We start from the raw sequence: 17,689 nt of genomic DNA on the forward strand, positions 1-17,689 counted from the left end.
ATTATTCCTCAATTTCTTTCACTTTGACCAGATGAGCGACTTTGTTGATCATCCCGCGGATGGCAGGATTGTCGTTATGGACGACCGTTTGATGCATTTTCCGCAAGCCGAGCGTTCTGACGGTAATGCGCTGATCTTCCGGACGGCCAATCACGCTGCGCGTGAGGGTAATCGCCAGTTTTTTTGCCATGATCGTTCCCTCCTTATCCTAACAGTTCCTCGACTGTTTTGCCGCGCAATTTTGCTACGTCTTCGGCGCGTTTTAATTGTTTCAACCCATCGAACGTGGCGCGCACCATGTTGATTGGCGTGTTCGAGCCGATTGATTTTGACAAAATGTCGCTGATGCCCGCCAGCTCTAATACGGCACGGGCCGGACCGCCGGCGATAACCCCGGTACCTTCAGAGGCCGGTTTTAAAATGATTTCCCCAGCGCCGAAGTGGCCGATGACTTCATGCGGAATCGTTGTGCCGACGATCGGCACTTCAATTAAGTTTTTCTTCGCATCTTCAATGGCTTTGCGGATCGCTTCCGGAACTTCTTGCGCTTTCCCGGTGCCAAATCCGACGTGGCCGTTTTTATCGCCGACGACGACGAGAGCTGAAAAGCGCAGGCGACGTCCGCCTTTCACGACTTTTGCTACACGGTTGACCGCGACTACACGCTCTTCGAGTTCGAGTTTATTTGGATCGATACGACGCATCGTTGTCCCTCCTTTGTGATTAGAATTCCAGACCGGCTTCGCGGGCGGCATCCGCTAGTGCTTTCACCCGGCCATGGTACAAATATCCGCCGCGATCGAAAACGACTTGTTTGATGCCTTTTTCCAACGCCCGTTTGGCGACAAGTTCGCCGACTTTTTTCGCCGCCTCAATGTTGTTCGTCGAATCTAAGCCGAACTCTTTATCCAATGTCGACGCGCTGACAATCGTTGCTGATTTTGTATCATCAATAATTTGTGCATAAATATGTTTGTTCGAACGGAACACGCTCAACCGCGGACGTTCAGTCGTGCCGAAGATTTTTTTCCGGATGCGCGCGTGTCTTTTTTTGCGGACCGCGTTTCGGTCAACTTTTGTGATCATCGAGTGTCACTCCTTTCGCTTCGCTATGCCGCGTTATTTACCAGTTTTGCCTTCCTTCAGGCGCACCAATTCGCCTTCGTAGCGAATGCCTTTGCCTTTATACGGCTCCGGCGGACGTACAGCACGAATGTTGGCTGCCAATTCGCCGACGCGTTGTTTGTCTGCCCCTTTGACGATAATTTTCGTTTGGGACGGCACTTCGATTTCGAGCCCTTCCTCTGGCTCAATTTCTACCGGATGGGAGTAACCGACGCTCAACACAAGCTTTTTCCCTTGTTTGGACGCCCGGTACCCGACACCAACGAGTTCGAGCGCTTTTTCATACCCTTTCGAAACGCCTTCGACCATGTTGGCGAGCAAGCTGCGCGTCGTGCCGTGGAGCGCGCGGTGATGTTTTTCATCGCTTGGGCGCGTAACAGTGATCACATTGCCCTCAACGGTGATCGTCATATCCGGATGGAACGTGCGGGTTAATTCCCCTTTCGGCCCTTTGACCGTAACGGTATTGCCGTTCACAGTAACGGTGACACCGGCAGGAATTTCAATTGGTTTTTTGCCGACACGTGACATGTCAAACACACCTCCATTCTTGAGCAAATAAATTACCAAACGTAGGCGATTACTTCGCCGCCCGTGCCTTTTTGCCGTGCTTCTTTGTCCGTTAAGACGCCTTGCGATGTCGAAAGAATCGCGATGCCTAAGCCGTTTAAGACGCGCGGCACTTCATGAGCCTTGACGTATACGCGCAAACCGGGTTTGCTGATGCGTTTCAGCCCTGTAATGACGCGTTCATTGTTCGGGCCGTACTTCAAGAATATGCGGAGAATGCCTTGTTTGTTGTCTTCGATATATTCATAATCACGAATAAACCCTTCGCGCTTTAAAATTTCGGCGATTTCCCGCTTGATTTTCGAAGCCGGGACTTCGAGCTTTTCGTGACGAACCATATTCGCATTCCGAATGCGGGTCAGCATATCAGCAATTGGATCTGTCATCACCATTTTGTTTTACCTCCTTCCCAATCAATGGGTTGATTACCAGCTGGCTTTTTTGATGCCAGGAAGTTGACCTTTATATGCGAGTTCACGGAAACAAATACGGCAAAGTTTAAACTTTCGGTAAACCGAATGCGGGCGGCCGCAGCGCTCGCAGCGGGTATACGCTCTTACTTTAAACTTCGGCGTCCGTTTTTGTTTCGCGATCATCGATTTTTTAGCCACGATTTCGCCTCCCTTGCCTTATGGGATCATTATTTTTGGAATGGCATGCCCAGCAACGCCAGCAGTTCACGCGCTTCTTCGTCCGTGTTGGCCGTTGTGACGATCACGATATCCATGCCGCGCACTTTGTTCACTTTATCGTAGTCAATCTCCGGGAAAATGAGCTGCTCTTTAATGCCGAGCGTATAGTTGCCGCGGCCATCGAACGCTTTTTTCGATACCCCGCGGAAGTCGCGCACGCGCGGGAGCGAGACCGAGATCAACTTATCAAGAAATTCATACATCCGTTCACCGCGCAACGTTACTTTTGCACCGATCGGCATCCCTTGGCGGAGACGGAAGCCCGCAATCGATTTTTTCGCGCGCGTCACAACCGGACGCTGGCCGGCGATCAACGTCAGCTCTTCAACGGCGCTGTCTAATGCTTTCGGGTTTTGCACCGCGTCGCCGACACCCATGTTGATGACGATTTTTTCGATTTTCGGCACTTGCATGATCGATTTATAGTTGAACTTGCTCATCAGAGCAGGAACGACTTCTTTTACATACTTCTCTTTTAGGCGGTTCATAAAGGTACCTCCTTTCCTGCGTCACGATTATTTATCTAAAATCTCTCCGGATTTTTTCGCGTAGCGCACTTTTTTACCGTCGACAATTTTGTAGCCGATGCGCGTCGGTTCGCCTGTTTTCGGATCTAACGGCATCACTTTCGACACATGGATCGGCGCCTCTTTTTCGATGATGCCGCCTTGCGGATTCGCTTGCGACGGTTTCGCATGCTTTTTCACAATGTTGACGCCCTCAACGATGACGCGGTTTTTCTTCGGAAACGCCGCCAGGATGACGCCTTGTTTACCTTTGTCTTTACCGGAGATTACTTGCACTTTGTCACCTTTTTTTACATGCATCGCATTCGCACCTCCTTGAAACGTGCTTCCGTCCCATTAGATAACTTCCGGGGCTAACGAAATGATTTTCATGAAATCTTTGTCGCGCAGTTCGCGGGCAACCGGCCCAAAAATACGCGTGCCGCGCGGGCTTTTGTCATCACGGATGATGACGCAGGCGTTCTCGTCAAAACGGATATATGAACCGTCCGGACGGCGCACCCCGCGTTTTGTACGGACGACCACCGCTTTTACGACTTGACCTTTTTTAACAACGCCACCTGGCGTCGCATCTTTAACCGTAGCGACAACAACATCGCCGATGTTCGCATAGCGGCGGCCCGAGCCTCCGAGCACTTTAATGACAAGCACTTCGCGTGCGCCAGAGTTATCAGCTACTTTTAAGCGAGATTCTTGTTGAATCATCGACGAAACCTCCTTTCGGACTTATCTCCCCGAACTGGAATGAAATGATTACAGAACAACTGCTTTTTCAACGATCTCGACGAGGCGGAATCGTTTCGTTGCCGACAGCGGGCGGGTTTCCATGATTTTGACGATGTCGCCCACTTTCGCTTCGTTATGTTCGTCATGCGCTTTATATTTTTTCGAATATTTCACGCGCTTGCCGTATAACGGATGTTTTTTGTACGTTTCAACCAAAACGGTAATCGTTTTGTCCATTTTGTCTGATACGACCCGTCCGACGTACACTTTTCGTTGATTGCGTTCGCTCATTCCGCAAACCTCCTCTCAAACATTATTTATTGGCAGCGAGCTCACGTTCGCGAATGATCGTTTTCATACGGGCGATGTCTTTGCGCACTTGGCGGATGCGCGCCGTGTTTTCCAGTTGGCCCGTCGCCAGCTGGAAGCGAAGGTTGAACAACTCTTCCTTCAACGCTTTAATTTTTTGTTCGATTTCGGCAGTGGTTAATTCACGGATTTCTTTCGCTTTCATTACGCTTCACCACCAGTTTCTTCACGTTTTACGAATTTGCATTTGATCGGAAGTTTGTGAGAAGCCAAACGCAACGCTTCACGTGCCACTTCCTCGGAAACACCGCCCACTTCAAACATCACTTTGCCTGGTTTGACAACGGCAACCCAGCCTTCCGGAGCCCCTTTACCGGAACCCATCCGCACTTCAAGCGGTTTCGCTGTGTATGGTTTCGAAGGGAAAATGCGAATCCATACTTTTCCGCCCCGTCTCATGTAGCGGGTCATTGCCCGACGGGCGGCCTCAATTTGCCGGTTCGTAATCCAAGCCGATTCCAGCGCTTGCAGGCCGAATTCACCAAAATGAACTTCCGTACCGCCTTTGGCGCGGCCTTTCATCCGTCCGCGATGTTCACGGCGATATTTGACGCGTTTTGGCATTAACATGATTATTTTCCTCCTTCCTCAGCTTTTTTCTTTGTCGGAAGGACTTCCCCACGGTAAATCCATACTTTCACGCCGATTTTTCCGTACGTCGTATCGGCTTCTGCCGTCGCATAGTCAATGTCAGCGCGCAGCGTATGGAGTGGAACCGTCCCTTCGCTGTAATGTTCCGAACGTGCAATCTCTGCACCGCCTAAGCGGCCGGACACCATCGTTTTGATCCCTTTCGCCCCGGCGCGCATCGCCCGTTGAATCGCTTGTTTTTGCGCCCGGCGGAACGATACGCGGTTTTCAAGCTGGCGGGCAATATTTTCCGCAACAAGTTTCGCATCCAAATCCGGTTTTTTGATTTCAACGATGTTGATGTGAACGCGTTTGCCGGTCAATTGCGTGAGCGCTTTGCGGAGCGCTTCCACTTCCGAACCGCCTTTCCCGATGACCATGCCCGGTTTCGCCGTATGGATCGTCACATTGACGCGGTTGGCGGCGCGTTCAATCTCTACGCGGGAAACGGCTGCGTCCTGCAAACGTTTGTTGATGTATTCACGGATTTTTAAGTCCTCATGCACGAGGTCTGCATAGTCTTTTTCCGCATACCATCTCGATTCCCAGTCACGAATGATGCCGATGCGCAGACCGATCGGATTGACCTTTTGACCCACGGATTATCCCTCCTTCTTTTCTGACACGACGATTGTAATATGGCTTGTGCGTTTATTAATGGCGCTTGCCCGGCCCATCGCACGCGGACGGAAACGTTTCAACGTTGGACCTTCATCAACGTACGCTTGGGAAATGACCAAGTTGTTGACGTCCATGTCATAGTTGTGTTCAGCGTTGGCAACAGCCGATTTCAACACTTTTTCAATGATCGGGGAAGCCGCTTTTGGCGTGTGGCGCAAAATCGCGAATGCTTCGCCCACTTCCTTCCCACGGATCAAGTCAATGACTAAGCGCGCTTTACGAGGAGCGATGCGAACGGTTCTCGCAACAGCTTTAGCTTGCATATCCAGAACCTCCTCTCATTACCGTTTTGTTTTCTTGTCATCGCCAGCATGGCCGCGGAACGTGCGCGTCGGCGCAAATTCACCCAATTTGTGCCCGACCATGTCTTCTGTGATGTATACCGGTACATGTTTGCGGCCGTCATATACGGCGATCGTATGGCCGACAAACTGCGGGAAGATCGTCGAACGGCGAGACCATGTTTTGATCACTTGTTTTTGCCCAGTTTCATTGAGCTTTTCGATTTTTTTCATCAAATGTTCATCGCAAAACGGACCTTTTTTCAAGCTGCGACCCATAAGTGAACCTCCCTTCTGAATTGCGCTCGTTCATTATTTCTTACGGCGGCGAATGATGAATTTATCCGATTTGTTTTTCTTTTTGCGCGTTTTGTATCCGAGCGTCGGTTTGCCCCACGGCGTCATCGGCGACTTGCGTCCGATCGGTGCTTTCCCTTCACCACCGCCGTGCGGATGATCAACTGGGTTCATAACCGAACCGCGAACAGTCGGACGGATGCCTAACCAGCGAGCGCGCCCTGCTTTCCCGATGTTGACAAGTTCGTGCTGCTCGTTGCCGACTTCACCGACAGTAGCGCGGCATTTGCCCAAAATCATGCGCACTTCGCCCGAAGCGAGGCGAACGATGACATATTTGCCTTCTTTCCCGAGCACTTGCGCCGACGTTCCGGCTGCGCGCACCAATTGCCCGCCGCGTCCCGGCTTCAATTCGATGTTGTGGACAAGCGTACCGACCGGGATGTTTTCAAGCGGCAATGCATTCCCGATTTTAATGTCCGCATCCGGACCCGACATGATTTCCATGCCGACTTTTAAGTTTTTCGGCGCGATGATGTACCGTTTTTCACCGTCTGCATAGTTGATGAGCGCGATGTTCGCCGAGCGGTTCGGATCGTACTCAATCGTAGCAACGCGTCCTGGAATTCCATCTTTGTCACGCTTAAAGTCGATGATCCGGTATTGACGCTTATGACCCCCGCCTTGATGGCGAACGGTAATTTTCCCTTGGTTGTTGCGGCCTGCTTTTTTCTTTAATGGAGCAAGCAGCGATTTTTCCGGCTGGTCTGTCGTGATCTCCGAGAAATCAAGCACCGTCATGCCGCGACGGCCGTTCGATGTCGGTTTGTATTTTTTAATCGCCATCGGAATGTCCCTCCTTCGCTTTTAGTCTTACACTTCAAACAGTTCGATTTCTTTGCTGTCTGGCGTCAGCGTAACGATCGCTTTGCGGCGGCGGTTCGTATAGCCGCTGTAGCGGCCGACGCGTTTAAATTTCCCTTTATAGTTCATGATGTTGACTTTCTCGACTTTGACGCCAAAAATTTTCTCGACCGCGTCTTTCACTTCCGTTTTGTTCGCTTTGACGTCGACCTCAAACGTATATTTCTTTTGCCCGATCAAATTCATTGTGTTTTCCGTGATGATGGGGCGCTTAATAATGTCGCGAGGGTCTTTCATTATGCAAGCACCTCCTCTACTTTCTCCACGGCCGCCTTCGTAATGACGAGCTTATCGTGATTTAACACGTCAAGCACGTTGATGCCGTTGGCTGGAACGACTTTGACGCCCGGGATGTTGCGCGCCGACAAATATACATTCTCATTGAGTTCGTCGGTCACAATGAGTGCTTTCCGATCCACCGAGAGATTGTTTAAAATTTTGACCATTTCCTTCGTCTTCGGTGCTTCAAGCGACAATTGGTCCAGTACCACGATGTCGTTTTCGAGCACTTTTGAAGACAATGCCGATTTGATCGCTAAACGACGGACTTTTTTCGGCAATTTGTAGCTGTAGCTGCGCGGAACCGGACCAAAGACCGTACCGCCGCCGCGCCATTGCGGAGCGCGAATCGAACCTTGGCGGGCGCGTCCTGTCCCTTTTTGACGCCACGGTTTGCGGCCGCCGCCGCTCACTTCCGCGCGGTTTTTCGTTTTGTGCGTTCCTTGGCGCATCGAGGCGCGCTGCATAATGACAGCTTCGAACAATACGTGTTTATTCGGTTCAATCCCAAAAACGGCATCGTTCAGCTCGATTTCTCCGACTGTCTGCCCGTTTTGGTTATATAATGCTACTTTTGGCATTACGTAGTTCCTCCTTTCTCGGCCAAATGTTATTTCGCCTTCGCTTTCGCTTTAACGGCGCTTTTTACGATCACTAATCCTTTTCTCGGGCCCGGTACGTTCCCTTTGATGAGCAACAAGTTACGTTCCGGATCGACCTTGACAATTTTCAAGTTTTGAATCGTCACACGCTCGCCGCCCATGCGTCCCGGCAAGTTTTTCGTTTTGAATACGCGGTTTGGCGCGATGGCACCCATCGAACCCGGGCGACGATGATAGCGAGAACCGTGAGCCATTGGCCCGCGCGACTGGCCGTGGCGCTTAATGGCCCCTTGGAATCCTTTCCCTTTGGAAATGCCTGTGACATCGACGATGTCGCCTTCGCTGAAAATGTCCACTTTTACTTCTTGGCCAACTTCATACTCATTGATGTTGGCGCCGCGAATTTCACGAATGAAGCGCTTAGGTGCCGTGTTTGCTTTGGCAGCATGGCCAATTTGCGGTTTGTTGGCGCGTTTTTCGCTAATATCTTCAAACCCTAATTGGATCGCTTCATAACCGTCGTTTTCGATCGTTTTCTTTTGCAACACGACGTTTGGCGTTGCATGGATGACAGTAACCGGAATCAAATCGCCATTTTCCGCAAATATTTGCGTCATACCGATTTTTCTGCCTAAGATTCCCTTCGTCATTCGTCACACCTCCTAATCGATTAAAGTTTAATTTCAATATCAACGCCCGACGGCAAATCCAGCCGCATCAACGAATCAACCGTTTGCGGAGTCGGATTGATAATGTCAATCAAACGTTTGTGTGTCCGCATTTCGAATTGTTCACGAGAGTCTTTGTACTTGTGAACGGCACGCAAAATCGTATAGACCGTTCTTTCCGTCGGCAGCGGGATCGGCCCCGACACTTTCGCCCCAGAACGTTTTGCCGTTTCGACGATTTTCTCTGCCGATTGATCTAAAATTCGATGATCATAAGCCTTTAAACGAATACGGATTTTTTCTTTTGCCATTTTGGTTTCCCTCCTTCTTCGCCTATTTTGAAAATAGACTTCTCCATGGAAATTTCCTGCACACCGCCGTGGCAAAGCGGCCGGGTGTGTCAGCAACCTTCCACTTCATCGCAGTCAAAGACCAACATTTGATATTATACTCGTATGTAAGCGAGATTGCAAGTGATTTCTTCGCTTTTCCCACACTTCCTCATTATACATAGCGGCGGCCTCATTTTCAACAAGACACCCAAACGGTGAAGTTTGGCAAAGCCGCGTCAAAGATTGAAAGAACGGTGATGAATAGGATTCTCTGGCAGCCAGGATAAAGAAAAAAGGATGTCCAATCGTTGGACATCCTTTTTTCTTGATTACTCGATGATTTCCGATACGGAACCAGCGCCAACTGTACGGCCGCCTTCACGGATCGAGAATTTCGTTCCTTCCTCGATCGCGATCGGTGCGATCAGCTCAACCGTCATCTCAACGTTGTCGCCAGGCATAACCATTTCAACGCCTTCCGGAAGCGTGATGATGCCTGTTACGTCCGTTGTGCGGAAGTAGAATTGCGGACGATAGTTCGAGAAGAACGGAGTATGGCGTCCGCCTTCCTCTTTCGTCAGAACGTAAACTTGTGCTTTAAATTTCGTATGCGGCGTGATTGAGCCCGGTTTTGCCAATACTTGGCCACGCTCAACTTCGTCGCGCGATACACCGCGGAGAAGCGCACCGATGTTGTCTCCAGCTTCTGCTTGGTCAAGAAGTTTACGGAACATTTCAACACCCGTAACCGTCGTGGCTTTCGGCTCGTCAGAAAGACCGATGATTTCAACCGGGTCACCGACTTTGAGCGTACCGCGCTCAACACGGCCCGTCGCAACCGTACCACGGCCTGTGATCGAGAAAACGTCCTCAATCGGCATCATGAACGGTTTGTCAACTTCACGTTGCGGAGTCGGGATGTACTCATCAACCGCGTTCATCAATTCAATGATTTTTTCTTCCCATTTCGGATCGCCTTCGAGCGCTTTTAATGCCGAACCTTTGATAACCGGCACTTCATCCCCCGGGAAGTCGTATTCAGAGAGAAGGTCGCGAACTTCCATTTCAACGAGTTCAAGCAATTCTTCGTCGTCCACCATGTCGCATTTGTTCAAGAAAACAACGATGTACGGAACGCCGACTTGGCGGGAGAGAAGAATGTGTTCGCGCGTTTGCGGCATCGGACCGTCAGCTGCCGATACAACAAGGATTGCACCGTCCATTTGCGCTGCGCCCGTGATCATGTTTTTGACGTAGTCAGCGTGGCCCGGGCAGTCAACGTGCGCGTAGTGACGAGCATCTGTTTCATACTCGACGTGGGCCGTCGAAATCGTGATCCCGCGTTCACGCTCTTCCGGAGCTGCGTCGATTTGGTCGTACGCTTTTGCTTCGGCTTTCCCTTGTTTCGCAAGAACCGTCGTGATCGCAGCTGTCAACGTCGTTTTCCCATGGTCAACGTGGCCGATCGTGCCAATGTTGACGTGCGGTTTCGTGCGCTCAAATTTCGCTTTAGCCATGAGAAAGATCCTCCTTAAAAGTAAAATATGAATTTGTATAGTTAGGTAAGTATAGGATGCTTGGGAACAAAATGTTCCCAAGTCTTACTTACATAAGTATTTATAGCGGAACTAGCAAGAGAAATCAATTATTCGCCTTTATTTTTTTTGATAATTTCATCGGCGATGTTTTTCGGAACTTCTTCGTAGTGATCAAATACCATCGAGAATGTTCCGCGCCCTTGCGTGTTCGAACGGAGCGATGTCGCATAACCGAACATTTCGGCCAGCGGTACCATCGCGCGCACGACTTGGGCATTCCCGCGCGCTTCCATCCCTTCAACGCGACCGCGGCGAGACGTGATGTCACCCATAATGTCGCCGAGGTATTCCTCAGGGATGACAACTTCGACTTTCATGATCGGCTCAAGGAGAACCGGCTCACACTTCGTCGCGGCGTTTTTCAGCGCCAATGAAGCGGCGATTTTGAACGCCATTTCACTCGAGTCGACGTCGTGGTACGATCCGTCGAACAGTTTCGCTTTAATGTCGACGATCGGATAGCCAGCTAAGACGCCATTTTGCATCGCTTCTTCCAAACCAGCTTGGACGGCCGGCACATACTCTTTCGGAACGACACCGCCGACAATGGCGTTTTCGAATTCGAAGCCTTTGCCGCGTTCGTTCGGCGAGAATTCGATCCAAACGTGACCGTATTGACCGCGACCGCCGGACTGGCGAACGAATTTGCCTTCGACTTGGGCCGATTTGCGGAACGTTTCGCGGTAAGCAACTTGCGGCGCGCCGACGTTCGCCTCAACTTTGAACTCACGGCGCATCCGGTCAACGATGATGTCAAGATGCAGCTCGCCCATCCCGGAAATGATCGTTTGCCCTGTTTCCGGGTCGGTGTGAGCGCGGAACGTCGGGTCTTCTTCTTGCAATTTTTGCAGCGCTTGACCCATTTTGTCTTGGTCTGCTTTCGATTTCGGTTCGATCGCGACCGAAATAACCGGCTCTGGGAACTGCATCGATTCTAGGATGACGAGGTTTTTCTCATCACATAGAGTATCGCCGGTTGTCGTATCTTTTAAACCTACTGCTGCCGCAATGTCGCCGGCGTATACTTTCGAGATTTCCTCCCGATGGTTGGCGTGCATTTGCAGCAAGCGGCCGATCCGTTCGCGTTTGCGTTTCGTCGAGTTCATGACGTACGAACCGGAATCGAGCGTTCCCGAGTATACGCGGAAGAACGTCAATTTCCCGACATACGGGTCGGTCATAATTTTGAATGCCAGCGCCGCAAACGGAGCGTCGTCGCGCGCTTCACGCGTTACTTCTTCTTCCGTATCCGGAATCACCCCGCGGATGGGCGGAATGTCTACCGGAGACGGCAAGTAGTCGACAACGCCGTCAAGAAGCAGCTGAACACCTTTGTTTTTAAACGCCGAGCCGCAGAAGACCGGGAAGAATTCAACGCTGATCGTCGCCTTGCGGATGGCGGCTTTCAGCTCTTCTTTCGTGATCTCTTCACCTTCCAAATATTTCATCATTAATTCTTCATCCAGCTCAGCGACCGCCTCAACCAACTTGTTATGGTACTCTTCTGCCATATCGCGATATTCTTCCGGAATCTCAATGCGCTCAATGTTTTTGCCGAGCTCATCGTGGTAATGGTATGCACACATTTCAACCAAGTCGATAATGCCAGAGAACTGGTCTTCAGCGCCGATCGGCAGCTGCACCGGGTGAGCGTTTGCTTGCAAGCGGTCATGGAGCGTTTTCACCGCATACAAGAAGTCCGCACCAATCTTGTCCATTTTGTTGACGAACACGATCCGCGGAACGCCATACGTCGTCGCTTGGCGCCAAACCGTTTCCGTTTGCGGCTCTACACCTGACTGCGCGTCTAAAACCGTGATAGCTCCATCCAATACGCGCAACGAACGTTCAACCTCAACCGTGAAGTCGACGTGCCCCGGCGTATCGATGATGTTGATGCGGTGGCCTTTCCATTGTGCCGTTGTCGCCGCCGACGTGATCGTGATCCCGCGCTCTTGCTCTTGCTCCATCCAGTCCATCGTGGCTGCGCCTTCATGCACTTCCCCGATTTTATGAACACGGCCTGTATAGAACAAGATCCGTTCGGTCGTCGTCGTCTTCCCGGCGTCAATGTGCGCCATGATCCCGATGTTGCGAGTATTTTCCAAGGAGAACTGTCTTGCCATAGTGGTTATTTTCTCCTTCCTTCAAAATAAAATAGATAGATGGCGCCTCCATCCTCTTGTTCTGCAGAGAAATGATCGCGCACGCGGCCAAAAAGCCGAAATATGTAGGAAGATAGGTGAACAGGCCGTCGATTGCGCCTTTTCACCTATTCCTTTCAAGCAGCTATTCTTACCAGCGGTAGTGGGCAAACGCTTTGTTCGCTTCGGCCATTTTGTGCGTATCTTCGCGTTTTTTCACCGCTGCGCCCGTGTTGTTGGCAGCATCCATAATTTCGTTCGCCAAGCGTTCTTCCATCGTTTTCTCTCCGCGAAGGCGGGCGTATTGCACAAGCCAGCGCAATCCGAGGGAGACGCGGCGATCTGGACGGACTTCGACCGGAACTTGGTAGTTCGCTCCGCCGACGCGGCGAGCGCGCACTTCCAACACCGGCATCACGTTTTTCAGCGCTTGCTCAAACACTTCCATTGGATCTTTACCCGTTCGTTCACGAATAATATCAAAGGCAGTGTAAAGAATTTTTTGCGCTTTTGATTTTTTTCCGTCGATCATAATTTTATTGATCAAACGGGTAACAAGTTTTGAATTGTAAATTGGGTCTGGCAATACGTCACGTTTAGCAACAGGGCCTCTACGTGGCATAGTTTTTCCTCCCTTCAGGAAAACATTCTCTTCACTTCATTACTTTTTCGCTGCTTTTGGTTTTTTCGCACCGTATTTCGAACGACCTTGCATCCGGTTGGCAACGCCAGCCGTATCAAGCGCACCGCGGATGATATGGTAGCGCACCCCTGGCAAGTCTTTAACACGTCCGCCGCGGATCAGCACAACGCTGTGTTCTTGCAAGTTATGGCCGATCCCCGGGATGTAAGCCGTTACCTCGATCCCGTTCGTCAGACGGACACGGGCATATTTCCGAAGCGCCGAGTTCGGTTTTTTCGGCGTCATCGTGCCGACACGCGTGCAGACGCCACGTTTTTGCGGAGACGCCACGTTTGTTTGTTCTTTTTTGAAGCTGTTGTACCCTTTGTTCAACGCAGGGGATTTCGATTTAAATACTTTTTTCTCGCGTCCTTTGCGGACTAATTGGTTGATTGTAGGCATGAAAAAGTTCCTCCTTTCACATGTATCGTTTAAGCCCACATATCCAGGTGGTTCATCATGTATGCAAACAAAGGTTTAAAGGCAAACTGGTCAACGGAGAATCGCCACCGCAGCCGCGCCGACTTGGATTTTGCATGCTTTGCCGAGCTTTTTCATCGAGTCGACTTTCGTGACCGGCACGTTCGCTTCATTGGCAGCAGCGGTCACTTTTTCGATAATCGGCAAATCGGCATCTTCCGCTACGATCACTTCCGTTACTTTCCCTTCCTTTAAAGCCCTTATCGTTTGTTTGGTTCCAATGACGATTTTCCCAGCCTGCAATACTTTTTCATAAGACATGTAACATATCCTCCAAAGTACCAGGTTGTTGGAACACCTTTATTAGACTACCATTTTCTTTGTTCATTGTCAACTGGATTTTTTTCATCAAGGACCGGCCGGTCAAAGGTTGCCTTGAACCGACCGATCTCTACTTTTTACTTCGATGGAACCGTATCGCCAGCCGTTTCCTTCTTGACGGCAGGTTTTACTTTTCGATAGCGGGCCATGCCCGTTCCGGCTGGGACAAGTTTGCCGATAATGACGTTTTCTTTCAAGCCGAGCAGCTCATCCCGCTTCCCTTTGATGGCGGCGTCGGTCAGGACGCGCGTCGTTTCTTGGAACGAAGCCGCGGACAAGAACGAATCCGTTTCAAGCGACGCTTTCGTAATACCCAGCAGCACCGGGCGGGCTGTCGCCGGTCGCTTTCCTTCGCGGATGGCTTGGGCGTTGACATCGGTAAACTGGTGGACGTCCAAAAGCGTGCCCGGCAGCACATCCGTATCGCCGGCATCGACAACGCGCACTTTGCGCAGCATTTGCCGCACCATCACTTCAATATGCTTATCGCTGATTTCAACCCCTTGCATCCGGTATACTTTTTGCACTTCGCGGAGCAAGTATTCTTGCACAGAAGTAATGTCGCGCACGCGCAACAACTGTTTCGGGTCGACCGAGCCTTCTGTCAGCTCCTGACCGCGCTCGACGCGCTGTCCTTCTTCCACTTTGATCCGCGCGTTGTATGGAGCAACGTACGTGCGCGTTTCGACCTCGCCTTGAACAACGATCTCATATTGGTTGTCGCGCGTTTCGTTCACGGAAATGACCGTGCCGTCGATTTCGGAAATGACCGCTTGCCCTTTCGGATTGCGCGCCTCAAACAGCTCCTGCACCCGCGGCAAACCTTGGGTAATGTCGTCCCCGGCGACGCCGCCCGTATGGAACGTCCGCATCGTCAGCTGCGTGCCCGGCTCACCGATCGATTGAGCGGCGATAATGCCGACCGCCTCGCCAACTTCCACATCCATGCCCGTCGCCATATTGCGGCCGTAGCATTTTTTGCATACGCCATGGCGCGTGTTGCAGGCAAAGACGGAGCGGATCCACACTTCCGTAATGCCCGCCTTAATAATTTCGTTTGCAATGTCTTCAGTGATCATTTCATCTTTGCGGACGATCACTTCACCGGTTTCCGGATGGCGCACCGTTTTGTGCGCATAGCGGCCGACAAGCCGTTCTTCCAGCTTGACGACGACCTCGGTGCCATCCGTCAATGCGCGTGCCAAAATGCCGCGGTCGGTGCCGCAATCCTCTTCGCGGACGATGACATCCTGCGCCACATCGACGAGACGTCTCGTCAAATATCCCGAGTCGGCCGTTTTGAGCGCCGTATCCGCCAACCCTTTTCGGGCGCCGTGCGTCGAGATAAAGTACTCCAATACCGTCAGCCCTTCGCGGAACGACGATTTGATCGGCAGTTCGATGATCCGGCCGGCCGGGTTGGCCATTAAGCCACGCATCCCGGCGAGCTGCGTAAAGTTCGACGCGTTCCCCCGCGCTCCGGAATCGCTCATCATAAAGATCGGGTTGCGCTTATCGAGCGATTTCATCAAGCGGTCTTGGATTTTATCTTTCGCCGCGCTCCAGATGGAGATGACACGCTCATACCGCTCTTCGTCGGTGATCAACCCGCGGCGGAACTGCTTTAAGACGGTATCGACCTTCGCTTGCGCCTCATCCAAAATTTCTTGTTTTTCCGGCAAGACGACAATGTCAGCGACGCCGATCGTAATCCCGGCTTTCGTCGAATATTGGAAACCGAGGTCTTTCATGCGGTCCAGCATTTTTGACGTCTCGGTGATTTTGAACCGCTTGAACACTTCAGCAATAATTTGCCCGAGCACTTTTTTCTTAAACGGCGGCACAGGCTCGCGCTTGCGAATCTCCTCGCGCACGTCGACCCCTTTGTCAAGGAAATACTTGTCCGGCGTCCGCCCTTCGATGTTTTCCGTTGTCGGCTCGTTAATGTACGGGAACGAGTTGGGCAAAATTTCGTTGAAAATCAGTTTGCCGACCGTCGTTAAGAGCAGTTTGTTGTTTTGCTCCTCGGTAAACGTTTCATTTTTCAGCGAGCCGGCATGGACGGCGATGCGCGAGTGGAGATGGACATAACCGTTATGGTAAGCGAGCAGCGCTTCGTCCGTATCTTTGAACACCATGCCTTCGCCGATCGCCCCTTCGCGTTCCATCGTCAAGTAATAGTTTCCTAACACCATGTCTTGGGAAGGTGTCACGACCGGCTTTCCGTCTTTCGGGTTCAAAATGTTTTGCGCCGCCAGCATCAACAGGCGCGCTTCCGCTTGTGCCTCGGCCGACAGCGGCACGTGCACCGCCATTTGGTCGCCGTCGAAGTCGGCGTTGTATGCCGTACAAACGAGCGGATGAAGGCGGATGGCCCGGCCTTCGACGAGCGTCGGCTCAAAGGCTTGAATGCCGAGACGGTGAAGCGTCGGGGCGCGGTTGAGCAGCACCGGATGCTCTTTAATGACGTCTTCAAGCACATCCCATACCTCAGGGTGGACGCGCTCAATTTTCCGTTTCGCGCTTTTAATGTTGTGCGCCAACCCCCGCTCCACAAGCTCCTTCATGACGAACGGCTTAAACAGCTCGAGCGCCATTTCTTTCGGCAGGCCGCATTGATACATTTTCAAGTTCGGACCGACGACAATGACGGAACGGCCGGAGTAGTCAACGCGTTTGCCGAGCAGGTTTTGCCGGAAGCGCCCTTGCTTCCCTTTCAGCATGTGGGAAAGCGATTTTAACGGGCGGTTCCCCGGCCCGGTCACCGGACGGCCGCGGCGGCCGTTGTCAATCAAGGCGTCGACCGCTTCCTGGAGCATCCGTTTCTCGTTTTGGACGATAATATTCGGCGCGCCAAGGTCAAGCAGGCGCTTCAGCCGGTTGTTGCGGTTAATGACGCGGCGGTACAAATCGTTTAAGTCCGATGTCGCAAACCGGCCCCCATCGAGCTGGACCATCGGGCGCAATTCCGGCGGAATGACCGGCAATACATCTAGCACCATCCACGCTGGGTCGTTTCCGGAGCTGCGGAACGCCTCAAGCACTTCAAGCCGTTTAATGATACGGGCGCGCCGCTGTCCTTGCGCCGTCTTTAGTTCTTCTTTCAACGCCGCCACTTCTTTATCCAAATCAATGTCCTGAAGCAGCTTTTTGATCGCTTCCGCCCCCATCGACGCTTGGAACGACTGGCCGTATTTCTCGCGATAGGCGCGGTATTCCTTTTCCGACAGCAGTTGTTTTTTCTCCAGCGGCGTATCGCCGGGATCGGTGACGACGTAAGAGGCAAAATAAATCACTTCTTCGAGCGCCCGCGGCGACATATCAAGCACAAGCCCCATCCGGCTCGGGATGCCTTTGAAATACCAGATGTGGGAAACCGGAGCAGCGAGCTCAATATGACCCATCCGTTCGCGGCGGACTTTTGACCGCGTCACTTCAACGCCGCAGCGGTCGCAGACAACCCCTTTGTAGCGGACGCGCTTATACTTGCCGCAATGGCATTCCCAGTCTTTTGTCGGGCCGAAAATGCGTTCGCAAAACAAGCCGTCTTTTTCCGGCTTTAGCGTCCGGTAGTTGATCGTTTCCGGCTTTTTGACTTCACCGTACGACCAAGAACGAATTTTCTCCGGGGAAGCGAGCCCGATTTTCATGTACTCGAATTTATTGACATCTAGCAAGGGGTATACCTCCCTCTTTGATCCGTCGGTTTTGCTCCATGGCTTGTTCGTCATCCGTTCGCCTCAATGGCCGCGGGCGGGGAA

The 17,689-nt window shown here is 51.7% G+C and carries 26 protein-coding genes; all 26 read right to left on the reverse strand.

All coding sequences use genetic code 11. The annotated features are described in order from the left end of the window. Position 1: 1 nt before the first annotated feature. The 26 genes from rpmD to rpoC all read right to left on the reverse strand — a co-directional run bounded on the left by rpmD (position 2) and on the right by rpoC (position 17,605). Positions 2-190, reverse strand: a complete 189-nt coding sequence (gene rpmD, locus NSS88_RS07835) for a 50S ribosomal protein L30 (RefSeq protein WP_033008683.1) — start codon at positions 188-190, stop codon at positions 2-4. Positions 191-203: 13 nt separating this feature from the next. Further along, positions 204-704: a 30S ribosomal protein S5 gene (gene rpsE, locus NSS88_RS07840; RefSeq protein WP_033008682.1), complete on the reverse strand. Its 501-nt coding sequence runs from the start codon at positions 702-704 to the stop codon at positions 204-206. A gap of 19 nt (positions 705-723) precedes the next feature. Continuing rightward, positions 724-1,086 carry a 50S ribosomal protein L18 gene (gene rplR / locus NSS88_RS07845; RefSeq protein WP_033008681.1) on the reverse strand — a complete coding sequence of 121 codons (363 nt, stop codon included), beginning with the start codon at positions 1,084-1,086 and terminating at the stop codon, positions 724-726. A gap of 33 nt (positions 1,087-1,119) precedes the next feature. After that, positions 1,120-1,656, reverse strand: coding sequence for a 50S ribosomal protein L6 (rplF, locus tag NSS88_RS07850; protein ID WP_011229634.1), 537 nt, complete (start codon positions 1,654-1,656; stop codon positions 1,120-1,122). 32 nt (positions 1,657-1,688) lie between these two features. Then, positions 1,689-2,087: a 30S ribosomal protein S8 gene (gene rpsH / locus NSS88_RS07855; RefSeq protein ID WP_033008676.1), complete on the reverse strand. Its 399-nt coding sequence runs from the start codon at positions 2,085-2,087 to the stop codon at positions 1,689-1,691. 33 nt (positions 2,088-2,120) lie between these two features. Next, positions 2,121-2,306, reverse strand: coding sequence for a type Z 30S ribosomal protein S14 (locus tag NSS88_RS07860; protein WP_003247599.1), 186 nt, complete (start codon positions 2,304-2,306; stop codon positions 2,121-2,123). A gap of 29 nt (positions 2,307-2,335) precedes the next feature. Next, positions 2,336-2,875, reverse strand: coding sequence for a 50S ribosomal protein L5 (gene rplE, locus NSS88_RS07865; protein ID WP_033008675.1), 540 nt, complete (start codon positions 2,873-2,875; stop codon positions 2,336-2,338). 27 nt (positions 2,876-2,902) lie between these two features. Next, complete coding sequence (gene rplX / locus NSS88_RS07870) at positions 2,903-3,214, reverse strand: 50S ribosomal protein L24 (protein ID WP_011229631.1); 312 nt, start codon at positions 3,212-3,214, stop codon at positions 2,903-2,905. 36 nt (positions 3,215-3,250) lie between these two features. Beyond that, positions 3,251-3,619 (reverse strand): 50S ribosomal protein L14, encoded by a 369-nt coding sequence (gene rplN, locus NSS88_RS07875; RefSeq protein ID WP_011229630.1) that lies wholly within the window; start codon positions 3,617-3,619, stop codon positions 3,251-3,253. A gap of 48 nt (positions 3,620-3,667) precedes the next feature. Further along, on the reverse strand, positions 3,668-3,931 hold the full coding sequence (gene rpsQ / locus NSS88_RS07880) for a 30S ribosomal protein S17 (RefSeq protein ID WP_033008672.1): 264 nt from the start codon (positions 3,929-3,931) through the stop codon (positions 3,668-3,670). 22 nt (positions 3,932-3,953) lie between these two features. After that, complete coding sequence (gene rpmC, locus NSS88_RS07885) at positions 3,954-4,154, reverse strand: 50S ribosomal protein L29 (protein ID WP_011229628.1); 201 nt, start codon at positions 4,152-4,154, stop codon at positions 3,954-3,956. Continuing rightward, positions 4,154-4,579, reverse strand: a complete 426-nt coding sequence (gene rplP, locus NSS88_RS07890) for a 50S ribosomal protein L16 (protein ID WP_011229627.1) — start codon at positions 4,577-4,579, stop codon at positions 4,154-4,156. The genes rpmC and rplP overlap by 1 nt, the downstream gene beginning before the upstream one ends. A gap of 2 nt (positions 4,580-4,581) precedes the next feature. After that, complete coding sequence (rpsC, locus tag NSS88_RS07895) at positions 4,582-5,238, reverse strand: 30S ribosomal protein S3 (RefSeq protein WP_033008670.1); 657 nt, start codon at positions 5,236-5,238, stop codon at positions 4,582-4,584. A 3-nt stretch (positions 5,239-5,241) separates the two neighbouring features. After that, a complete protein-coding gene (gene rplV, locus NSS88_RS07900) occupies positions 5,242-5,583 on the reverse strand; it encodes a 50S ribosomal protein L22 (RefSeq protein ID WP_033008668.1) in 342 nt (113 codons plus the stop codon). Positions 5,584-5,601: 18 nt separating this feature from the next. Continuing rightward, on the reverse strand, positions 5,602-5,880 hold the full coding sequence (rpsS, locus tag NSS88_RS07905) for a 30S ribosomal protein S19 (RefSeq protein WP_003247570.1): 279 nt from the start codon (positions 5,878-5,880) through the stop codon (positions 5,602-5,604). A gap of 33 nt (positions 5,881-5,913) precedes the next feature. Continuing rightward, entirely contained in the window at positions 5,914-6,744 is an 831-nt protein-coding gene (rplB, locus tag NSS88_RS07910; RefSeq protein ID WP_011229623.1) for a 50S ribosomal protein L2, read from the reverse strand. A gap of 27 nt (positions 6,745-6,771) precedes the next feature. Further along, a complete protein-coding gene (gene rplW / locus NSS88_RS07915) occupies positions 6,772-7,059 on the reverse strand; it encodes a 50S ribosomal protein L23 (RefSeq protein ID WP_033008663.1) in 288 nt (95 codons plus the stop codon). After that, entirely contained in the window at positions 7,059-7,682 is a 624-nt protein-coding gene (gene rplD / locus NSS88_RS07920; protein ID WP_033008661.1) for a 50S ribosomal protein L4, read from the reverse strand. Before rplD ends, rplW begins: the two co-directional genes overlap by 1 nt. A 29-nt stretch (positions 7,683-7,711) precedes the next feature. After that, complete coding sequence (rplC, locus tag NSS88_RS07925; protein ID WP_033008659.1) at positions 7,712-8,353, reverse strand: 50S ribosomal protein L3; 642 nt, start codon at positions 8,351-8,353, stop codon at positions 7,712-7,714. Positions 8,354-8,373: 20 nt separating this feature from the next. Then, on the reverse strand, positions 8,374-8,682 hold the full coding sequence (gene rpsJ, locus NSS88_RS07930; protein ID WP_008881945.1) for a 30S ribosomal protein S10: 309 nt from the start codon (positions 8,680-8,682) through the stop codon (positions 8,374-8,376). A gap of 350 nt (positions 8,683-9,032) precedes the next feature. After that, positions 9,033-10,220, reverse strand: a complete 1,188-nt coding sequence (gene tuf, locus NSS88_RS07935; protein ID WP_055358130.1) for an elongation factor Tu — start codon at positions 10,218-10,220, stop codon at positions 9,033-9,035. Positions 10,221-10,348: 128 nt separating this feature from the next. Next, positions 10,349-12,427, reverse strand: a complete 2,079-nt coding sequence (fusA, locus tag NSS88_RS07940; protein ID WP_055358131.1) for an elongation factor G — start codon at positions 12,425-12,427, stop codon at positions 10,349-10,351. Positions 12,428-12,596: 169 nt separating this feature from the next. Next, positions 12,597-13,067 carry a 30S ribosomal protein S7 gene (gene rpsG, locus NSS88_RS07945; RefSeq protein ID WP_033008652.1) on the reverse strand — a complete coding sequence of 157 codons (471 nt, stop codon included), beginning with the start codon at positions 13,065-13,067 and terminating at the stop codon, positions 12,597-12,599. Positions 13,068-13,106: 39 nt separating this feature from the next. Beyond that, a complete protein-coding gene (gene rpsL, locus NSS88_RS07950; protein ID WP_033008650.1) occupies positions 13,107-13,529 on the reverse strand; it encodes a 30S ribosomal protein S12 in 423 nt (140 codons plus the stop codon). 90 nt (positions 13,530-13,619) lie between these two features. Further along, the gene (locus NSS88_RS07955; RefSeq protein WP_033017245.1) at positions 13,620-13,868 is read right to left on the reverse strand and encodes a 50S ribosomal protein L7ae-like protein; all 249 of its coding nucleotides are present in this window, start codon (positions 13,866-13,868) and stop codon (positions 13,620-13,622) included. Positions 13,869-14,005: 137 nt separating this feature from the next. Further along, positions 14,006-17,605, reverse strand: coding sequence for a DNA-directed RNA polymerase subunit beta' (rpoC, locus tag NSS88_RS07960; RefSeq protein ID WP_033017247.1), 3,600 nt, complete (start codon positions 17,603-17,605; stop codon positions 14,006-14,008). Positions 17,606-17,689 lie beyond the last annotated feature (84 nt).

This window comes from Geobacillus sp. FSL W8-1251 (assembly GCF_038005945.1).
GTDB classification, from domain to species: domain Bacteria; phylum Bacillota; class Bacilli; order Bacillales; family Anoxybacillaceae; genus Geobacillus; species Geobacillus stearothermophilus.

What these genes read in the sequence shown, in the direction of transcription:
- rplX (WP_011229631.1), bottom strand. Translation starts at nt 3,214, where the DNA reads ATGCATGTAAAAAAAGGTGACAAAGTGCAAGTAATCTCCGGTAAAGAC.
- rplV (WP_033008668.1), bottom strand. Translation starts at nt 5,583, where the DNA reads ATGCAAGCTAAAGCTGTTGCGAGAACCGTTCGCATCGCTCCTCGTAAA.
- fusA (WP_055358131.1), bottom strand. Translation starts at nt 12,427, where the DNA reads ATGGCAAGACAGTTCTCCTTGGAAAATACTCGCAACATCGGGATCATG.
- rplE (WP_033008675.1), bottom strand. Translation starts at nt 2,875, where the DNA reads ATGAACCGCCTAAAAGAGAAGTATGTAAAAGAAGTCGTTCCTGCTCTG.
- rpmD (WP_033008683.1), bottom strand. Translation starts at nt 190, where the DNA reads ATGGCAAAAAAACTGGCGATTACCCTCACGCGCAGCGTGATTGGCCGT.
- rplN (WP_011229630.1), bottom strand. Translation starts at nt 3,619, where the DNA reads ATGATTCAACAAGAATCTCGCTTAAAAGTAGCTGATAACTCTGGCGCA.
- rplF (WP_011229634.1), bottom strand. Translation starts at nt 1,656, where the DNA reads ATGTCACGTGTCGGCAAAAAACCAATTGAAATTCCTGCCGGTGTCACC.
- rplR (WP_033008681.1), bottom strand. Translation starts at nt 1,086, where the DNA reads ATGATCACAAAAGTTGACCGAAACGCGGTCCGCAAAAAAAGACACGCG.
- rpsL (WP_033008650.1), bottom strand. Translation starts at nt 13,529, where the DNA reads ATGCCTACAATCAACCAATTAGTCCGCAAAGGACGCGAGAAAAAAGTA.
- rplD (WP_033008661.1), bottom strand. Translation starts at nt 7,682, where the DNA reads ATGCCAAAAGTAGCATTATATAACCAAAACGGGCAGACAGTCGGAGAA.
- rpsS (WP_003247570.1), bottom strand. Translation starts at nt 5,880, where the DNA reads ATGGGTCGCAGCTTGAAAAAAGGTCCGTTTTGCGATGAACATTTGATG.
- tuf (WP_055358130.1), bottom strand. Translation starts at nt 10,220, where the DNA reads ATGGCTAAAGCGAAATTTGAGCGCACGAAACCGCACGTCAACATTGGC.
- rplC (WP_033008659.1), bottom strand. Translation starts at nt 8,353, where the DNA reads ATGACGAAGGGAATCTTAGGCAGAAAAATCGGTATGACGCAAATATTT.
- NSS88_RS07955 (WP_033017245.1), bottom strand. Translation starts at nt 13,868, where the DNA reads ATGTCTTATGAAAAAGTATTGCAGGCTGGGAAAATCGTCATTGGAACC.
- rpsQ (WP_033008672.1), bottom strand. Translation starts at nt 3,931, where the DNA reads ATGAGCGAACGCAATCAACGAAAAGTGTACGTCGGACGGGTCGTATCA.
- rpsJ (WP_008881945.1), bottom strand. Translation starts at nt 8,682, where the DNA reads ATGGCAAAAGAAAAAATCCGTATTCGTTTAAAGGCTTATGATCATCGA.
- rpsH (WP_033008676.1), bottom strand. Translation starts at nt 2,087, where the DNA reads ATGGTGATGACAGATCCAATTGCTGATATGCTGACCCGCATTCGGAAT.
- rplP (WP_011229627.1), bottom strand. Translation starts at nt 4,579, where the DNA reads ATGTTAATGCCAAAACGCGTCAAATATCGCCGTGAACATCGCGGACGG.
- rpsG (WP_033008652.1), bottom strand. Translation starts at nt 13,067, where the DNA reads ATGCCACGTAGAGGCCCTGTTGCTAAACGTGACGTATTGCCAGACCCA.
- rpmC (WP_011229628.1), bottom strand. Translation starts at nt 4,154, where the DNA reads ATGAAAGCGAAAGAAATCCGTGAATTAACCACTGCCGAAATCGAACAA.
- rpsE (WP_033008682.1), bottom strand. Translation starts at nt 704, where the DNA reads ATGCGTCGTATCGATCCAAATAAACTCGAACTCGAAGAGCGTGTAGTC.
- rplW (WP_033008663.1), bottom strand. Translation starts at nt 7,059, where the DNA reads ATGAAAGACCCTCGCGACATTATTAAGCGCCCCATCATCACGGAAAAC.
- rplB (WP_011229623.1), bottom strand. Translation starts at nt 6,744, where the DNA reads ATGGCGATTAAAAAATACAAACCGACATCGAACGGCCGTCGCGGCATG.